Raw genomic sequence first — 18,179 nt, 5'->3', positions numbered from 1 at the left:
GCTGCCGGGTTCGGTGCGCACCAGGACAAAGCACCAGTCGGCTTCGTGGGCCAGTGAGGTCCAGACTTTCTGGCCGCTGATCAACCAGTTTTCGCCGGTGGCATCGAGCTTGGCGCGGGTTTGTACGTTGGCAAGGTCAGAACCAGCGCCGGGTTCGGAGTAACCTTGGCACCAGAACTGCGTGCCGCTGAGGATGCCGGGCAACAAGCGTTGTTGCTGGGCCGGTGTGCCAAAGGCGGCGAGGGTCGGGCCGACCAGCCCTTCACCGATGTGACCCATGCGTCCGGGGCCGCCGGCGCGGGCGTATTCCTCATGGAAAATCACCTGTTGGGTGATGCTCAAGCCACGCCCGCCATGCTCCTTGGCCCAGCCAACGCCGGTCCAGCCGCCGTCGGCCAATTCACGTTCCCAGGTTTTGCGTTCGGCGGAGAAGCTATGTTCGTCACCGGGCCCGCCACGAAAGCGCAGGGGCGCGAATTCGCCCCGTAGGTGTACGGCCATCCACTGGGCAACTTCGCCACGGAACGTTTCGTCTGCACTGCTGAAACCGATTTTCATGCATGTTCTCCGAATAGGTTCGCCGCCAAACACTCACGGTGCAGCGCCGGGCTGCCCAATAGTTGTTCGCTGGCGCGGGCACGTTTGAAGTACAGGTGTGGGTCGTACTCCCACGTAAAACCGACACCGCCATGCAGTTGGATCGACTCGGCAGCGCACTGGAAAAAGGCTTCGCTGGCATGGATCTTCGCTGTGGCGGCGGCCATTTCCAGTTCCCCGGCCACGGTGCTATCGCCTTCGGGATCAAGGCGTTCATGAGCCACGCAAGCGGCGTAATAAATGGCTGAACGGGCGCATTCGACTTGCAGCATCATGTCGGCGCAGCGATGTTTGATGGCCTGGAAACTGGCAATGGCGCGGCTGAATTGTTTGCGTTCTGCTATGTAGCCAAGGGTCAGGTCCAGAACCTGTTGCGCGCCGCCGGTCTGTTCGGCAGCAAGACCGATGGCGGCGATCTGCAAGGTATCGCGCAGTACCGTCCAGCCCTGGCCGGGGGCGCTGAGCAATTGTGCGTCGCTGACCAATACCTCTCGCAGTTCAACTCGCGCGATGCGCCGGGTCTGATCCAGGGTTGGCAGGGCAGTGCGCACAATGCCCGGGGTGTTGGCGGCCAAAGCGAACAGGCTGATGCCCTGTTCGCCCTGACTGCCGGGGACCCGCGCAGCGACGATCAGTAGGTCGGCCAGCGCTCCGTCGATGACCTGGGCGTAACATCCATTGAGGCAAAAACCGCCCGCACGGGCTTGGGCCACGGTTTGCACGCTGTGTGCATCCAGTCCCGGGACACTACTAAATGCCAGGGTGGCGCTGGTTTCTCCGGCGGCAATCGCGCTGAGCCAGGTTTCCTGCACCGCTGCATTGTGTCCTAGCAGCAGGGCCGGAGTGGCAAGGCAGGTAGTGGCGAAGAGTGGCGAGCCAAGCAGGTAACGACCGCTTTGTTCCAGCAGGATCGCCAGCTCGACAAAGCCCAGGCCCATACCGCCGAAGCGTTCGGGGACCATCAGGGCCGGCCAGCACAGTTCCTGGCCGATACGTTGCCAGACCTTGGGGTCATAGCCGTGCACGCTGCTCATGCTCGCGCGAACCGCATGCGAATCACTGGCTTGGGCGAGAAAGCGCTCGGCGCTGTCGCGAATCATCAGGTGTTCTTGGGTAAAAGCGAACTCCATGGGGGCTGTCTCTGCTGAGCGAATGGATGCGCCAGTCTAGGGCGCCGGGGTTTTCCCTCGAATCATCGAAACGGACTAGAGCGTCACGGCCGCAAAGGCCTGAAACCGTTGGCGTGCTTAGTCTCAACGGACGATGAAGTGACCCGTGGCGCTTTGCACAATGCTCATCACGCACCGAAATCAGCCAACGAGGACTCCAGGCATGATTGACATTCGCGGTTTGAGCTATTTCGTCTCGCAGATCGAAAACCTCAGTCATTGGCAGCGTTACGCCGAAGACGTGCTTGGCATGCAAGTCCAGCCGGCGCCAGGTGGCGGGTTGCACGTCAAAATGGACGAGCGGCCGTTTCGCATGCTGATCGTCGAAGGCAGCAAGGCGTGTTATCTGGCCTCTGGCTGGGAATTGGCCTCGGAGCGGGCATTCCGCGACGCGCTGGAACACCTGACGCAGGCCGGCGTTGAATGGCAGCCGGGCAGCGCCAACGAGATTGAGCAGCGCGGTGTGCAAGCGCTCGTCAAGCTGCACGATCCTTCGGGCAACTGTCATGAGCTGAGCTGGGGCCATCGCTCCGATTGCCAGCCCTTTGTGTCGCCACAGGCCGTGCCGCGTTTTATCACTGGCGACATGGGCCTGGGTCACGCCGTGCTACCGGCACCGAATTTCGACGCAACGTTGGCGTTTGCCAAGGACGTGCTGGGCTTTGAACTGTCGGACATTTTCAACTTCCGCCCCGACCCGTCGGCGGCGCCGATCCGCATTCACTTCCTGCATTGCCACAACGCCCGGCACCACAGCCTGGCGCTGGCGGAATACCCGGTGCCCTCAGGCTGCGTGCATGTGATGGTCGAGGTGGACTCGATGACCGAGGTCGGTCGCGCCCATGACCGCCTGTTGGCGCATGACGTGAAGCTGTCGGCGACCTTGGGCCAGCACCTGAACGACCGCATGACAAGCTTCTACATGAAAACGCCGTCCGGCTTCGATCTTGAATACGGCTTTGGCGGGTTGCAAGTCGACTGGGCCGAGCACTCGGCTTTCGAATTCACCCGCGTGAGCATTTGGGGGCACGACTTTTCAGTCGGCCAACAGTAAGGAAACCCGATGATGAACAAGCAACTGACGGCGGCCGATGCGGTCGCTCAACTACGTGACGGCATGACCATAGGTTTTGGCGGTTGGGGTCCACGGCGTAAGCCGATGGCCATCGTCCGCGAGATCTTGCGTTCGCCGGTCAAAGACCTGACGGTGGTCGCCTACGGTGGCCCGGAAGTGGGCATGCTATGTGCCGCAGGCAAGGTCAAGAAGCTGGTGTTCGGCTTTGCCACCCTCGACGCGATTCCACTGGAACCTTACTACCGCAAGGCCCGCGAAGCCGGTGAGCTGGAGTTGATGGAACTCGACGAAGGCATGCTCCAGTGGGGGCTGCGCGCCGCAGGCATGCGTTTGCCGTTCCTGCCGACCCGTTGCGGCCTGGCCACCGACGTGGCCCGCCTCAACCCGCAACTCAAGACCATCGAGTCGCCTTATGCCGATGGCGAGGTGCTGCTGGCCATGCCGGCGCTCAATCTCGACGTGGCGTTTGTTCACGTCAACGTCGCCGACCGTCTGGGCAATTGCCTGATTACCGGAGCGGACCCGTATTTCGATCACCTGTTCGCCCGCGCCGCCAAACAGTGTTTTGTCTCCTGCGAAGTCCTCGAGGAGTGCCTCGAACTGAGCGCCGAACAAGCCCGTTTTAACACCTTTGAACGTTATCTGGTCACGGGTGTGGTGCATGCACCGCTCGGGGCGCATCCGACCACCTGTGCCCCGAACTATGGCTGGGACATGGCGCACTTCAAGCAGTACGTCGCCAGCAGCCAGGAAGAAAACGGCTGGCAGGGTTATATGCAGACCTACGTGGCGGGCGGCGAGCAAGCCTATCAAGCACTGAACGGCGGTGCCGTGCATATGGGCGGCTTGCCCCTACCCGTGTTCTGAGGAGAAGCAACTTATGTCTGCAACTTGTGATTTCACCCTCGCTGAATTGATGATCGTCGCTGCCTCCGAAGCGTGGCGCGGCAATGGCGAGGTGATCGCCTCGGGCCTCGGAGTGATTCCGCGCCTGGGCGCGAGCCTGGCCAAACTCACCCACAGCCCTGAGCTGTTAATGACCGACAGCGAAGCGTTTCTGGTCGAAGAGCCTATCCCGCTAGGTCCGCGTGGCGACTATGTGCCGCGTTACTCCGGTTACATGTCGTTCGAGCGGGTGTTCGAATGCGTCTGGGGCGGTCGTCGTCACGCGATGATCGGCCCGACTCAAATCGATCGTTGGGGCCAAACCAACTTGTCGTGCATCGGCGATTATCAGAAGCCGAAGACCGCGATTCTTGGCGTACGCGGTCTGCCGGGCAACAGCATCAACCACCTCAATTCTTTTTTTGTGCCCAACCACAACACTCGGGTATTTGTCAGCGGCGAGGTGGACATGGTCTCTGGCGTCGGCTTCAAGGCCGAGCGCTGGCCAAAAGGCGCGCGTCGCGACCTGATGGATATCCGCCATGTGGTCACGGACCTGTGCATCCTCGATTTCGACGGCCCGCAGCGTGCGGTGCAAGTACGCTCGTTGCACCCCGGTGTGAGTTTTGACGAGGTTCAGGACAAGACCGGTTTCCCGCTGCTCAAGTCAGCGCATTTACGGGAAACCGCGCACCCGAACGCCGAACAGTTGGCCGTTATCCGCCAGCTCGATCCCCACGATTACCGCGCAGCGGCGATCAAGGGCAACCCGGCCGGTATCCGTACAGCCTGAGGTGAGGACCGAACATGCACAGCAGCGATAGTGAATTCGTCGTCCGTGAAGACAAGGCCGTCTATGAGACAGACGCACCGGTGCTGTACAGCGTGGCCGAAGGTATTGCCACGCTGACGCTGAACCGACCAGCCTTCAATAATGCACAAAACTCGCAGATGACGTATGCGCTGGACGACGGCTTTCGCCAGGCAGTGAGCGACGACAGTGTCAAGGTCATCGTCCTGCGCGGTAACGGCAAGCATTTCTCGGCGGGTCACGATATTGGTACCCCCGGCCGCGACATCAACAAGCCGTTCGAGCGCGCACACCTGTGGTGGGACCACACCAACAAACCTGGTGGCGAGCAACTGTATGCCCGTGAGCAGGAGGTTTACCTGGGCATGTGCCGGCGCTGGCGCGAGTTGCCCAAACCAACCATCGCCATGGTGCATGGCGCGTGTGTGGCAGGCGGGCTGATGCTGGCCTGGGTCTGTGACCTGATCGTCGCCAGCGAAGACGCGTTCTTTCAAGACCCGGTGGTGCGCATGGGCATTCCGGGCGTGGAGTATTTCGCCCATCCCTACGAAATGAACCCGCGTATCGCTAAGGAGTTTTTGTTCACTGGCGAGCGCATGAGCGCCGCCCGTGCTTATCAGGTGGGCATGGTCAACCGCCTGCTTCCACGCGAGGAGCTGGAGCAGGCGACCTATGCGCTGGCCACCGGTATTGCCCGGCAACCACGCATGGGCTTGGCCCTGACCAAACAGGCGATCAACCATGTTGAAGACCTGCAAGGCAAACGCACGGCTATGGACGCAGCCTTTGCCTGGCACCACTTCGCCCATGCGCACAACGAGCTGTTGTCCGGCGACAAACTGGGCGGGTTTGATGCCAAAGGCATGGCCGAAGCCAACAAAAAAGCAGCCGGTGCTGAGGACAAAAGCGTATGAACCACTGGCTCAATACGCCGCTGACCGAGGCCCTGGGTTGTCGTTACCCGATTGTGCAAACCGCCATGGGCTGGGTCGCCGACGCCAATCTGGTGATCGCCACCACCGAGGCCGGTGGGTTTGGTTTCCTGGCCGGGGCAACTATCCCCTCCGATGAGCTGGAGGTGCAGATCCGCAAGGTAATCGACGCCACCGGCGGCAGTAACTTCGGCCTCAATTTTCATATGTTTCAGGACAACGCCAACCAGTGCGTGGACCTGGCCATTAAGTACCGACTGCGCGCCGTGAGTTACGGGCGCGGCCCGGACAAACAGACCATAGCCCGCTTCAAAGCGGCCAAGGTGCTGTGTATTCCTACCGTGGGTGCGCTCAAACATGCGCTCAAAGCCGTGGAGTTAGGCGCCGACCTGATCACCCTTCAGGGCGGTGAGGGCGGCGGCCATACCGGCGGCGTGCCCAGTTCGATTCTGCTGCCGCAGGTGTTAGCGGCGGTCAATCTGCCGGTGATCGCAGCCGGTGGTTATGCCACCGGCCGCGGCCTGGCTTCGGTGCTGGCGGCCGGTGGCTGCGGTATCGCAATGGGCACGCGGTTTCTCATGACCCGCGAATCACCCACCCCGGCGGCGACCCTGGAACGTTACCTAAAGGTCAGCGATCCGCAGCAGGTACGCGTCACCACCGCCGTGGACGGCATGCGCCACCGCATGATCGAAAACCGCTTTATCAACCACCTGGAACAGGCCGGCCCTTTTGGTCGCTTACGTATTGCCTTGGGCAGCGCCTGGCAATGGAAGCAGCAGACCGGCATGAGCCTGGGTCACATGGCCTCGGTTTTTATGCGTGCGTTGCGCGAAGACCCCTCGGCCCTGTCGCAGGTGGTAATGGCCGCCAACCAGCCGGTGTTATTGCAGCGCTCGATGGTCGAGGGTCTTCCGGACGACGGCATCCTGCCCAGCGGCCAAGTCGCCGCGGCAATAAGCGAGTTGCTCAGTTGCCGTGAAGTGATCGAAGGCATCGCCAACGAAGCCCAACAGTGCCTCGACGCACTCCTGGTCCGCAGCCAGGCAAGCGCCGAACCCAGCCCATCGAATTATCCTGCCAGCGTTGGAGAACCCCAATGAGTCAAGCTTTTAGTACCCAGATTAATCAGGGGATCGCTGAACTTGTGATCGACAAGCCACCGGTCAACGCGCTGGACAGCCAGGAATGGCTGGCCTTGGCCCGCCAGATAGAAGACCTCGGGGCCAATCCAGACGTCCGTGTGATCGTGATTCGCGCCGAAGGCCGAGGCTTTTGCGCCGGGGTCGACATCAAGGAACTCAACGCCCACCCGGAACGCATTGTCGAGGTCAACGCCGGTAACTACGCGACGTTCAAGGCCGTACACCGGAACCCAGTGCCGGTCATTGTCGCAGTGCACGGCTTCGTGCTCGGCGGCGGCATCGGTATCACTGGGGCGGCCGATATTGTCGTCGCTTCAGAGTGCGCAACCTTCGCCTTGCCTGAAGTCGACCGTGGCGCGATGGGCGGTGGCGCGCACCTGCAGCGGTTGTTCCCGGTGCAGAAGGTGCGCTACCTGTTTTTTACCGGCGACACCATTGGCGCCCCCGAAGCCCAGCAATACGGCTTTATCGAACGTGTGGTGCCCAAAGACCAGTTGCGTGAAACCGCGCTGGAGATCGCCGCACGGATTGCCACGAAAAGCCCGGGAATGATCCGTATCGCCAAGGAAGCCTTGAACGGGATCGAAGACGGCAACTTGGAAGATAAGTACCGCTGGGAGCAGGGCTTCACCTTGCAGGCCTATAACAGCCCCGATTCGGCGGAGACCCGTCGGGCCTTCGTCGAAAAACGCGACGCTAAGTTCTGAGGAAATACCATGGAACTGACCTATACGCCCAAGCAAAACGCTTTACGCGCTGAAGTCCGCGCCTGGCTGGCGGACAACCTGCCGCGCGAGCCGCTGGCCAGCTATGACACCCGCGAAGGCTTCGAGCAGCACCGCGCCTGGGAGGCGAAGCTGTTCGAGAGTCGTTGGTCGATGGTGATGTGGCCCGCCGATTTGGGTGGGCGCGGTTGCGACCTGATCGAGTGGCTGATTTTCGAGGAAGAGTATTACGGGGCCGGGGCACCGATGCGCGTCAATCAGAACGGCCAGTTGCTGCTGGGGCCAACGTTGATGGAGTTCGGCACTCCGGAACAGAAGCAGCGCTTTTTGCCGCGCATGGCCGCCAGCCTCGACATGTGGGCGCAAGGCTGGTCAGAGCCGAACGCCGGTTCGGACATGGCGGCGATCACCAGCAAGGCGGTGCTCGACGGTGAGCATTACGTGATTAATGGTCAGAAAACCTGGTCGACCCGTGCGACCTTCGCCGACTGGCTGTTTGGTCTGTTCCGCAGCGAACCGGGCTCCTCACGCCACCACGGCCTGTCGTTCGTGATGGTGCCGCTGGATACGCCGGGCGTAACTATTCGCCCGATCAAGGCGCTCAATGGCAAGGATGCCTTTGCCGAAGTGTTTTTTGACGATGTGCGCGTGCCGGTAGCCAACCGCATTGGCGCCGAAGGGCAGGGCTGGAACGTGGCGATGGCCACCGCTGGTTTTGAACGCGGGTTACTGCTGCGCTCGCCGGCCCGCTTCCAATACACCGCGCGCAAGCTGGTGGAACTGTACAAGGCCCACCGCGACAGCGCCGACCGCGATCCGAGCCTGCGTGACGCGGTGCTTGAAACCTGGATGGGCGCCGAAGCCTACGCGCTGTCGGCCTATTACACCGTCGGGCGCCTCAGCCGGGGCGAGCAGATCGGCGCCGAATCGAGCATCAACAAGATCGTCTGGTCGGAGCTGGACCTGAAGATGCACGAGACTGCCATGCGCATTCTCGGGACTCGCGGCGAGCTGCTGAGCAAGGGGCCTGCCGCTGGCGATGCGGCTGGCTGGCTGGAGGGTTTCCTGTTTGCTCAGTCCGGGCCGATCTACGCCGGGACCAACGAAATCCAGCGCAACATCATTGCTGAGCGGATGCTCGGCTTGCCGAAATAAGGAACTGGCCATGGATTTCACTTTTACCGATGACCAACTAACGTTCCGCGAAGCCATCAGTCGTTTCCTGATGACTGAAGCCGCCCCGGAAATGCTCCGCGAAATCTGGGAAACCGATGTCGGGCGCTCGCCGGACCTGCGTAACAAAATCGCCGCCCAGGGCCTGACCGCACTCTCGGTGCCCGAAGCCGAAGGTGGCCTGGGCATGGACGATGTGGCCTGGGCATTGATGACCCAGGAGCTGGGGTATTACGCAATTCCCGATTCACTGGCCGACACTGCGTATGTCGCCACCGGCTTGTTGACCGGCCTGGCGGCGGACCATCCGGCCCGCGCCAACCTGTTACCGCGTATCGCCGAAGGCAGTTTGCGCCTGGCGATCAGCCATCCGGTCAATGCGCTGGTCAGCGATGCGCAATTGGCCGAGGTGCTGATTCTCACCGATGGCGATGACATTCATCTGGTGCCGCGTTCACAGGTCGATGTCGAGACCCACCCGAGCATCGATGCTTCGCGGCGTATGGGCCGGGTGACCTGGAACCCGACACCGGCTACCTGCATCGCCAGCGGCGCGCAAGGCCAGCAATTGCAAGCACGCATGCTAGACCGTGGCGCGCTGTCGGTGGCCGGGCAATTGCTTGGGCTGGCGCAACGCATGCTCGACTTGTCAGTGGACTACGTGGCCCAGCGCAAGCAGTTCGGCAAACCTATTGGCAGCTTCCAGGCAGTCAAGCACCACCTGGCCGATGTTGCGCGGCATATCGAACAGGCCAAACCGGTGCTGTACCGCGCCGCCCATGGCTTGGCCAGGGGCGATGGGAACGCCAGCGTCTGGGTTTCGCAGGCGCGTCTGGCCTGTTGCGAGGCCAGCTGGATAGCCGCACGTAAGGGTATTCAGGTGCACGGCGCGATGGGTTACACCTGGGAAGTCGATTTACAGATGTTCATGAAGCGAGCCTGGGCGCTCGATGCGTCGTGGGGTGATCGCGGCTTCCATAAAACCCGTGTCAGCGACTACCTGTTCGCCGACGGCACCCGGCTGGGGCCGGGGCATACCTTCGAGGAATGAGTCATGGCAGAGGCCTATATTGTTGATGCACTGCGCAGCCCGACCGGCAAGCGCAAAGGCGCCTTGAGTGAGGTCCACGCGATTGATCTGGGCGCCCATGTGCTCAAGGCATTGGTGGAGCGCAATGGCATTCCCGGTGAAGACTACGATGATGTGATTTTCGGTTGCGTCGATACCATCGGCTCCCAAGCCGGTGATATCGCTCGCACCAGTTGGCTGGCCGCCGGGTTGCCGCTTACCGTGCCCGGTACCACGATCGATCGCCAGTGCGGTTCTTCGCAGCAGGCCCTGCATTTCGCAGCGCAGGCGGTGATGAGCGGCACCCAAGATGTGATTGCCGTGGGCGGGGTACAAACCATGACCCAGATTCCGATTGGCTCGGCGATGCTCGCTGGGCAGCCGCTGGGTTTCAGCGACCCGTTCTCGGGCAGCCAAGGTTGGCGCGCGCGTTTTGGCGATCAGTCGGTCAATCAGTTCTACGCCGCCCAGCGCATCGCCGATCACTGGCAGATCAGCCGGGAGCAGATGGAAGCGTTTGCCCTGCAAAGCCACCAGCGTGCCCTGGCCGCCATCGATAGCGGGCGGTTTGTCCGGGAAATCGTCGCCTGCAATGGTCTGCAGCAGGATGAAACGCCGCGCCTGACCAGCCTGGCGAAAATGGCCGAGTTGCAGCCGGTGGACCCGCAATATGCGTCGATCACCGCGGCCGTCTCCAGCCAGACGTGCGACGCTTCGGCGGCGCTGCTGGTGGTGTCCGAGGCGGCGCTAAAACGTTACGGGCTGACGCCACGGGCGCGTATCCATCACCTGACGGTGCTGGGCGATGACCCGATCTGGCACTTGACCGCGCCCATCGCCGCGACACGCCGGGCGCTGGCCAAAACCGGCCTGCGCATGAGCGACATCGACCGGGTGGAGATCAACGAAGCCTTTGCCTCGGTGGTCATGGCCTGGACCAAGGAGCTGGACTACGACCCGGCGCGCACCAACGTCAACGGCGGCGCAATTGCCCTGGGCCACCCGCTGGGGGCCACCGGGGCACGGCTGATGACCACGCTGTTGCACGAGCTGGAACGCAGCGGTGGCCGTTACGGCCTGCAAACCATGTGTGAAGGCGGCGGCCAGGCCAACGTGACGATTATCGAACGTCTGTAGGTTTTCCCCCTATCCATCCGTGCCGCCGTCCATTGGGCGCGCGGTCACGCAGTCAAAGGAGTCAAAACATGGCTATTTGTTCAGGCCGTACCGTGATCATTACCGGGGCCGGCGGCGGGCTCGGTCGCGCCTATGCATTGGCATTCGCCGCTGCGGGCGCCAACGTGGTGGTCAACGATATTCGCGCCGACGCGGCGCAGGATGTGGCTGGCGAAATTCGCGCCAACGGTGGCCAGGCCATCGCCAACAGTGACGACATCACCACCCTGGCCACCGCGCAGAACATCGTTGATGCCGCACTCGCGGCCTTCGGTGAGGTGCATGTGCTGGTCAACAACGCCGGGGTTTTACGCGACCGGATGTTCATCAGCCTCAGTGAAGAAGACTGGGACATGGTCATGCGCGTACACCTCAAGGGCCATTACTGCCTGGCCAACCTGCTGGGCCGACGCTGGCGTGATTTGGCGAAGGCCGGCACCCCGGTCGCCGGGCGCATCATCAACACCAGCTCCGGCGCCGGCCTGCAAGGTTCGGTGGGCCAGTCTAACTATTCGGCGGCCAAGGGTGGGATTGCCGCATTGACCCTGGTGCAGGCGGCTGAACTGGCGCGCTACGGCATCACCGCTAATGCCTTGGCCCCGGCGGCACGAACCTCGATGACCGAAAGCGCCATGCCCGACGTGGTGAAAAAGCCCAAGGACGGCAGTTTCGACGCGTGGGCGGCAGAAAATGTTGCGCCGTTGGTGGTGTGGCTGGGTAGCGTGGAATCGGCCCACGTCAGCGGACAGATCTTCGAGAGCCAGGGCGGGCGTATTTCCCTGCGATGGCTGGCGAACCGGGGTAACCCGCGACAAGGGCGCGCTGTGGCAGGTCGAGGAAGTGGGCGCGGCGGTTAATGCGATCCTCGCCGAGGCACCGGCCGCGCAGAAGGTCTGGGGCAGTTAAACCGCCCTGAAGCCCGTCGTATGACCCGGCCATACCCCATTTTGACGATGTGTCGGCCGGGTCTGGTTTTATACGCTGACAGCCTATTGATTTCTTCGGAGGTACAGGCTGTGAAACAAGCTCCCCCTTATGTTCCTGGTCATCAGTTATTGGCGGGTAAGTCGGTACTGATTACCGCTGCCGCCGGCGCCGGTATCGGCTATGCGGCGGCCCGTCGCAGTGCCGAGGAGGGCTGCCGGGCGTTGATGATCTCGGATGTGCATCCGCGCCGTCTGGAGGAGGCTGTGGAACGCCTCAAGGCCGAGACCGGTCTGCAAGCCATTTATGGCCAGTTGTGCAATGTCACGGTCGAAGCCGAGGTCCAGGCCTTGGTGGCGAGCGCTGAAGAACTGTTGGGCGGTGTCGATGTGTTGATCAACAACGCCGGCCTAGGTGGTCAAAAGCGTGTGGTCGATATGAGCGACGAAGAGTGGCTGCGGGTGCTGGATGTGACCCTGACCGGCACCTTCCGCATGACCCGCGCGATGCTCCCACATATGCAACGCCGTGGCGCGGGCGCCATCGTCAACAACGCTTCGGTACTGGGTTGGCGCGCGCAGAAAGAGCAGGCGCATTACGCCGCAGCCAAGGCCGGGGTGATGGCCCTGACCCGTTGCAGCGCCCTAGAGGCGGCCGAGTTTGGCGTACGCATCAACGCCGTGTCGCCGTCGATTGCCTTGCATGATTTTCTCAAGAAAGCCTCCAGCGCAGCGTTGCTTGAAAGCCTCGCCAGCCGCGAGGCTTTCGGCCGTGCCGCCGAGGTCTGGGAGGTTGCCAACGTGATGATGTTTTTGGCCAGCGACTACGCCTCCTACATGGTCGGCGAAGTGCTGTCCGTTAGCTCGCAACAGGCGTGAGGAGTTCGCAATGAGTCATGTTTTCGGTAATGCCCAAGCGTTGCTTGACGCCGAGGGTCTGGACCTGGGGAACACCGAGTGGCTGACCATCAGCCAGCAGCGCATCGACCTGTTCGCCGAGGCCACGGGCGATCACCAATGGATTCACGTCGATCCGGTACGCGCTGCCAGCGGTCCCTTTGGCGCCTGTATTGCCCACGGCTATCTGACGCAGTCGCTGGCCAACTTGTTCATGCCGCAATTGCTCACCGTCGAGAACATGGCGATGGGGGTCAATTACGGCAGTGACCGGGTGCGCTTCCCGGCACCGGTCAAGGTCGGTTCACGGGTGCGTGGCCACGGCAGCATTGTCCGTGCAGAGCCTTTGGCGGACGCCGTGCAACTGGTGGTGCGCATCACCGTGGAAGTCGAGGGCCAGTCGCGCCCGGGCTGCGTGATCGACACCATTAGCCGTTACACCTTCAACCCTATTACCGAGTGAGCCTGTCATGGACCTGAATGAAGTTGTCATCGTCGCCACTGCGCGCACCGCGCTGGCCAAATCGTTTCGCGGTTCGTTTAACGACACCGAAGCCCCTGTGCTGGGCGGCCATGTGGTACGTGCCGTGGTCGAGCGCGCCGGCATCGAGCCGTGGGAGGTGGAAGATGTGATCATGGGCGCGGCGGTGCAACAAGGCACCCAAGCCTACAATATCGGGCGCCTGTGCGCTTACACCGGCGGCTTGCCGGACAACGTGCCGGGCATGGCTTTGGACCGTATGTGCGCCTCGGGCCTGATGAGCATCGGCGTAGCTGCCAAGGGCATCATGACCGGTGAGATGAACATCGCCATCGGCGGCGGCGTGGAGTCGCTGTCGCTGACCCAGACCAAGCACAAAAACACTTATCGCGCCCAGTCCACAGCCGTGCTGGAGGTGATGCCCAGCGCTTATATCCCGATGCTCGAAACCGCCGAAATTGTATCGCGCCGTTATGGCATCAGCCGCGCCGCCCAGGACGAGTATTCCTTGCAGAGCCAACTGCGCACCGCTGCCGCGCAACGCGACGGCTTGTTCGACGAGGAAATCGTCAGCCTGAGCGTCGACAAGTTGTGTTTCGATGCCGATGGCCAACCCAGCGGCCATCAGCGTGTGCAGGTCGAGCGCGACGAATGCAATCGGCCGAGCACTCGCCTGGAGGATCTGGCGGCGCTGAGGCCGGTATGGAAGGACGGTAAATGGATTGAAAAGGGTGAGTTTATTACCGCAGGAAACGCCTCGCAGTTCTCCGATGGTGCCTCGGCCAGCCTGCTGATGAGCCGCGCTGAAGCCAAACGTCGGGGGCTGACGCCACTGGGCATCTACCGAGGGATTGCCGTGGGCGGCTGCGCTCCGGAGGAAATGGGCATCGGCCCGGTAGTAGCCGTGCCTAAGTTGCTCAAGCGCTTTGGCCTGAGCGTCGCGGATATCGGCCTGTGGGAAATCAACGAAGCCTTTGCCTGCCAGGTCCTGCATTGCCGCGATGCGCTGCAGATCCCCGCGGAGCGCCTGAACGTCAACGGCGGCGCGATAGCCATCGGTCACCCGTTTGGCATGTCCGGCGCACGCATGGTCGGTCACGTACTGCTCGAAGGTCGTCGACGCGGCGTGCGTTATGTGGTGGTCGCCATGTGCATTGGCGGCGGCATGGGCGCCGCTGGGTTGTTCGAGTTGCCGTAAGGCCGACAGGGCACCGCCGAGCGCTCTGACTAAGCCGTTTGGACGATGTAGCAGGGGCGGGGCGGTCTGATGATTGTTAAAACAAAATCAAGAGGATCGCCCGCATGCTGCCCGTTTCGTGCCCGTACTTTTCGCCGTGGTGCCCTTCATGCGTCAGCTGATCGGATACGCCATGAGCGCCATCATCATCGCGGCGGTTGCCCTTTCATTCGCGCCGCGTCATCCCACGCCTTGGGCCGTGACCCGGATCAATCCCGACCGGGTACAGGTCAATGCGCTGCTGGTCAATGGCTTACAACTGATTGCGGTGGGCGAGCGTGGCACGGTGATGACCAGCAGCGACAGCGGCCTGTCGTGGAACATCCACCCGGTGGCCGCTGGCCGCAGCGCGACGCTGACCGGGGTGGTTGCCTTGAGCCCCCAGGTGTTGGTCGCGGTAGGGCATGACGGCTGGATCCTGCGTTCCAGCGACAACGGTCTGAGCTGGCGGGAAATGCATTACGACGCCGAGCTGGGCGAACCGCTTTTAGGGGTGTGGAGCGCCGATGGGCAGAACGTGGTTGCCTATGGCAGTTACGGCAAGTATCTGGAGTCGAGCGATGTTGGCGAACATTGGGCCGCCCGGGAAATGCCCGGCGAGGGCGCGCACTTCAACGGTCTGGACGGCGGTATTGATGGCCGGCTGATGCTGGTCGGCGAGCAGGGGCTGGTGTTGCGCTCCAGTAATGGCGGGCGCGACTGGCAGAGTTTGACGCCGTTTTACAACGGCTCGCTGTTCGGCGTGGTGCGCCTGTCGGCGTCGCGTTGGGTGGCTTATGGCATGCGCGGGCATGTCTTCACCAGTGCGGACTTTGGCGACACCTGGCATCAGGTCGATATCGGTAGCAGTCAACCGATTTATGGCCACGCGTTGCTTCCCCGGCAAGGCGGGCTGGTGTTGGTCGGGGCCGGCAGCCTCCTGATACGTCTGGACGCGGACGGTGCGCTGGTCGACAGCAGCCTGCGTTCCGGGTTGGGCACCTTGACCTCGGCGGTGGTGCTCAATGCCAGCCATCTGCTTGTGGCTGGGGAACGTGGGGTCTTTCAGGGCGCAGACAGCGGTCTTGCCGCCGTCGCACAGTGAGCATGCAGATGACACAGACAACAGGCTGGATCGAACGCCGGGTACAGACTTGCGCGGATATATTGCTGAATCACCGCCGCGGGTGGCTGGCGCTGTTCATGTTGCTGACCCTGGGCCTGGGCTACAGCGCCACGCACGTGCGCCTGGACCCTGGGTTCAATAAACAGATCCCGGTGCGCCATGACTACATGCTGAATTTTCTCGACTTCAGCCGGGTTTTCACCGGCGCCAACCGGCTATTGGTGAGCGTGCACTGGAAGGGCGAGGGCGATATCTATAACCCGGAGTTCCTCAAGGTATTGCAGCAGGTCACCGATGACGTCTTTTTCATCTCCGGTGTCAGTCGCCCCAGCGTGACCTCGCTGTTTACCCCGAACGTGCGTTATGTCGAAGTCACCGAGGACGGCTATGTCGGCGATCTGGTGGTGCCGCCGCAGTACGCCGGTACTCTCGAAGACTTGCAGAAAGTGCGCAGCAACGCCGCACGCGCCGGGCAGATCGGCCGGTTGCTGGCCAATGACCAGCGCTCGGCGATGGTCCGTGCCGACCTGCAGGACAGCGATCCGAAGACCGGTCAGCCAGTGTCTTATGTCGAGATCGCCAAACGTCTGGAAGAGATTCGTGGCAAGTACAACAGCCCGAACATCGAGATCAATGTGGTCGGGTTCGCCAAGTTGGTGGGGGACGTGGTTGAGGGGCTGGACATCGTCATGCTGTTTTTTGTCATGGCGTTTGTTATTACCGCGTTGCTGCTGTGGGCGTATTCACGTTCGTTGCGGCTGACACTGGTGGCGCTGGCGGTGGCGTTGTTGCCCGTGGTCTGGCTGCTGGGGCTATTGCCGTTGTTGGGGCTGGGTATCGATCCGATGTCGGTGCTGGTGCCATTCCTGATTTTCTCCATCGGCGTCTCGCATGCGGTGCAGATGACCAACGCCTGGAAGCAGGACGTGCTAGCCGGCAGCAACTCGAAGCAGGCGGCACGTTCGGCGTTCTGCAAGATTTTTATTCCAGGCTCCCTGGCGCTGTTAATGAACGCCTTGGGTTTCGCGGTGATCATGCTGATCGATATTCCTATTGTGCATGAGCTGGGCGTGACCGCTTGTATCGGTGTGATGCTGATGATCATCACCAACAAGATGTTGCTGCCGTTGATCATTTCCTATTTGCCCCTGGGCTCGGGCGTGGTGGCCCAGCGCGCGCGGAACCCAACGTCTCGCCATCCGCTGTGGTGGCGACTGTCGGCGCTGGCCGAGCCGCGACCGGCGCTGGTGGTTTTCGCCGTTTGCCTGTTGCTCCTGGGGTTTGGTGTGTTCAAGGCGCGTGAGCTGGAGGTCGGCGATATCGGCCCCGGCGCGCCGGAGTTGCGTGCGGACTCGCGTTACAACCAGGATAACCAGCGGATTATCGACAGTTATTCGATTGGCCTGGATGTGTTGGCGGTGTTTCTGCAGACCCATGGTATCGATGAAGCCTGTCTGAATCCGGGGGTGATGCGTGCGGTCGAGGATTTCGACTTCCAGATGCGTAATGTCGCGGGCGTGCAGTCGGTGCAGAGCGTGGCAGGCATGGGCAAGGAAATGATCGCCGGTAATAACGAAGGCAACCCGCGCTGGTCGGCGATTCCGGGTTCTGCCCGCGGCTTGCAACAAGGCTCCATGGCCTATACCCCGGATTCCGGGCTGGTCACTGACGGCTGTAAGCGCATGCAGATTTTGGTGTTCCTCAATGATCACGACGGGGCGACGGTTTCCCATGTGATCAGCGAGGCCAAGCGGATCATTGCCGGCATTCAGGTGCCGCAGGTCGAGTTCAAGCTGGCAGGCGGCAATATCGGGGTAATGGCTGCGTCCAACGAGGCGGTGAAACGGGCTGAGGTATGGATGCTCGCCGCGCTGTTCTGTTCGGTGGCATTGTTTTGTTTGCTGACCTTCCGTTCGTTGCGTGCGGTGCTGTGCATTCTGGTACCGCTAGGCATCGTCGCAATCCTCTGCAATGCGCTGATGGCCATGCTGGGCATCGGTCTGAAAGTCTCGACCTTGCCAGTGATGGTGCTGGGCGTAGGAGTCGGCGTCGACTACGGCATTTACCTGTATGAGCGCATTCAGCATGAGATGGCCGCCGGGCAAAACCTGCGCGAGGCGTTTTATCGCGCTATGTGCCAGCGTGGCACTGCGGCGGTTTTCACCGCCCTGACCATGTCGATCGGGGTCGGCACCTGGGCGTTCGCGCCGCTCAAGCTGCAGGCCGATATGGGCCTGCTACTGGCGTTCATGTTCCTGGTCAATGTGTTTGGCGCGATCTTCCTGTTGCCGGCACTTGCCGCCTGGTTCAACCAGGGCCGCCCGCTGGTCGCCGCCAAGGCGCCACCTGCCGAAGCCAGGGCCACGCCGAGGGTGACCGAAGCACTGACGGGGCGTTGAGCCCCGATATCACCCATCACAATTAAATCCATGCGGGCCATGAAGTCCGGGCCCGCTGCTGGGGGAGTGGTTATGCAAAGTCGTATGCCTCATACGCAGGTCCTGGCAGAGATGGGACTTGAATTGGCCGAGTACGAGCGCCTCATCGGCAACATGTACGACTCGGCCATGGATACTCGCTGCATGACCGACTCGTTGCGTCAGGTCAGGGCGCTGTTCAAGGCCAATTTCGTGACCTTGATACTGCGGGTGCAGGATGAGCCGCTGCTGTCGCCAATGATGGTCGCCGGGGATATAGAGCTGGGCGAGGGCGGCATTAACCATTACGCCTACTATGCCAAGTCCACGCTGTTCGACAGCCTGCCCACGGACACGGTGTT

The 18,179-nt window shown here is 61.9% G+C and carries 16 protein-coding genes and 2 pseudogenes; 16 read left to right on the top strand and 2 right to left on the bottom strand.

Going from position 1 to position 18,179, the window contains the following annotated elements:
• Both M0974_RS28675 and M0974_RS28670 read right to left on the bottom strand, forming a co-directional pair.
• Positions 1-558: acyl-CoA dehydrogenase family protein (locus M0974_RS28675; RefSeq protein ID WP_297845056.1), on the bottom strand; the 558-nt coding region annotated here is incomplete at its 3' end.
• Positions 555-1,727 carry an acyl-CoA dehydrogenase family protein gene (locus tag M0974_RS28670; RefSeq protein ID WP_297845054.1) on the bottom strand — a complete coding sequence of 391 codons (1,173 nt, stop codon included), beginning with the start codon at positions 1,725-1,727 and terminating at the stop codon, positions 555-557. The genes M0974_RS28670 and M0974_RS28675, both read right to left, overlap by 4 nt.
• Before the next feature lie 202 nt (positions 1,728-1,929).
• Here M0974_RS28670 and M0974_RS28665 point away from each other — a divergent pair, with 202 nt between their 5' ends.
• The 16 genes and pseudogenes from M0974_RS28665 to M0974_RS28590 all read left to right on the top strand — a co-directional run.
• On the top strand, positions 1,930-2,820 hold the full coding sequence (locus M0974_RS28665; RefSeq protein ID WP_297845052.1) for a VOC family protein: 891 nt from the start codon (positions 1,930-1,932) through the stop codon (positions 2,818-2,820).
• Between the two features lie 12 nt (positions 2,821-2,832).
• Positions 2,833-3,708 (top strand): CoA transferase subunit A, encoded by an 876-nt coding sequence (locus M0974_RS28660; protein WP_297845057.1) that lies wholly within the window; start codon positions 2,833-2,835, stop codon positions 3,706-3,708.
• Between the two features lie 13 nt (positions 3,709-3,721).
• A complete protein-coding gene (locus tag M0974_RS28655) occupies positions 3,722-4,519 on the top strand; it encodes a ketoacid CoA transferase (protein ID WP_297845050.1) in 798 nt (265 codons plus the stop codon).
• Between the two features lie 14 nt (positions 4,520-4,533).
• Complete coding sequence (locus M0974_RS28650; protein ID WP_297845048.1) at positions 4,534-5,451, top strand: enoyl-CoA hydratase; 918 nt, start codon at positions 4,534-4,536, stop codon at positions 5,449-5,451.
• The gene (locus tag M0974_RS28645; protein ID WP_297845046.1) at positions 5,448-6,572 is read left to right on the top strand and encodes a nitronate monooxygenase family protein; all 1,125 of its coding nucleotides are present in this window, start codon (positions 5,448-5,450) and stop codon (positions 6,570-6,572) included. Before M0974_RS28650 ends, M0974_RS28645 begins: the two co-directional genes overlap by 4 nt.
• On the top strand, positions 6,569-7,321 hold the full coding sequence (locus M0974_RS28640) for an enoyl-CoA hydratase family protein (RefSeq protein WP_297845044.1): 753 nt from the start codon (positions 6,569-6,571) through the stop codon (positions 7,319-7,321). Before M0974_RS28645 ends, M0974_RS28640 begins: the two co-directional genes overlap by 4 nt.
• Before the next feature lie 9 nt (positions 7,322-7,330).
• The gene (locus M0974_RS28635) at positions 7,331-8,494 is read left to right on the top strand and encodes an acyl-CoA dehydrogenase family protein (RefSeq protein ID WP_297845042.1); all 1,164 of its coding nucleotides are present in this window, start codon (positions 7,331-7,333) and stop codon (positions 8,492-8,494) included.
• A 10-nt stretch (positions 8,495-8,504) separates the two neighbouring features.
• A complete protein-coding gene (locus M0974_RS28630; RefSeq protein WP_297845039.1) occupies positions 8,505-9,563 on the top strand; it encodes an acyl-CoA dehydrogenase family protein in 1,059 nt (352 codons plus the stop codon).
• 3 nt (positions 9,564-9,566) lie between these two features.
• Positions 9,567-10,718, top strand: coding sequence for an acetyl-CoA C-acetyltransferase (locus tag M0974_RS28625; protein WP_297845037.1), 1,152 nt, complete (start codon positions 9,567-9,569; stop codon positions 10,716-10,718).
• Positions 10,719-10,786: 68 nt separating this feature from the next.
• Positions 10,787-11,663, top strand: a pseudogene (locus tag M0974_RS28620) (SDR family oxidoreductase).
• Between the two features lie 110 nt (positions 11,664-11,773).
• Positions 11,774-12,559, top strand: a complete 786-nt coding sequence (locus M0974_RS28615; protein WP_297845035.1) for an SDR family oxidoreductase — start codon at positions 11,774-11,776, stop codon at positions 12,557-12,559.
• A 10-nt stretch (positions 12,560-12,569) separates the two neighbouring features.
• A complete protein-coding gene (locus M0974_RS28610) occupies positions 12,570-13,040 on the top strand; it encodes a MaoC family dehydratase (RefSeq protein WP_297845033.1) in 471 nt (156 codons plus the stop codon).
• A 7-nt stretch (positions 13,041-13,047) separates the two neighbouring features.
• Entirely contained in the window at positions 13,048-14,256 is a 1,209-nt protein-coding gene (locus M0974_RS28605; RefSeq protein ID WP_297845031.1) for an acetyl-CoA C-acyltransferase, read from the top strand.
• A 148-nt stretch (positions 14,257-14,404) separates the two neighbouring features.
• A complete protein-coding gene (locus M0974_RS28600; protein WP_297845030.1) occupies positions 14,405-15,379 on the top strand; it encodes a YCF48-related protein in 975 nt (324 codons plus the stop codon).
• Between the two features lie 8 nt (positions 15,380-15,387).
• Positions 15,388-17,799, top strand: coding sequence for an efflux RND transporter permease subunit (locus M0974_RS28595; protein WP_297845029.1), 2,412 nt, complete (start codon positions 15,388-15,390; stop codon positions 17,797-17,799).
• Between the two features lie 72 nt (positions 17,800-17,871).
• Positions 17,872-18,179: pseudogene (locus tag M0974_RS28590) on the top strand (helix-turn-helix transcriptional regulator); the annotation flags it as partial.

Source organism: Pseudomonas sp., assembly GCF_026224925.1.
Taxonomy (GTDB): Bacteria; Pseudomonadota; Gammaproteobacteria; order Pseudomonadales; family Pseudomonadaceae; genus Aquipseudomonas.
This window is presented reverse-complemented; position numbering and strand designations above follow the sequence as displayed.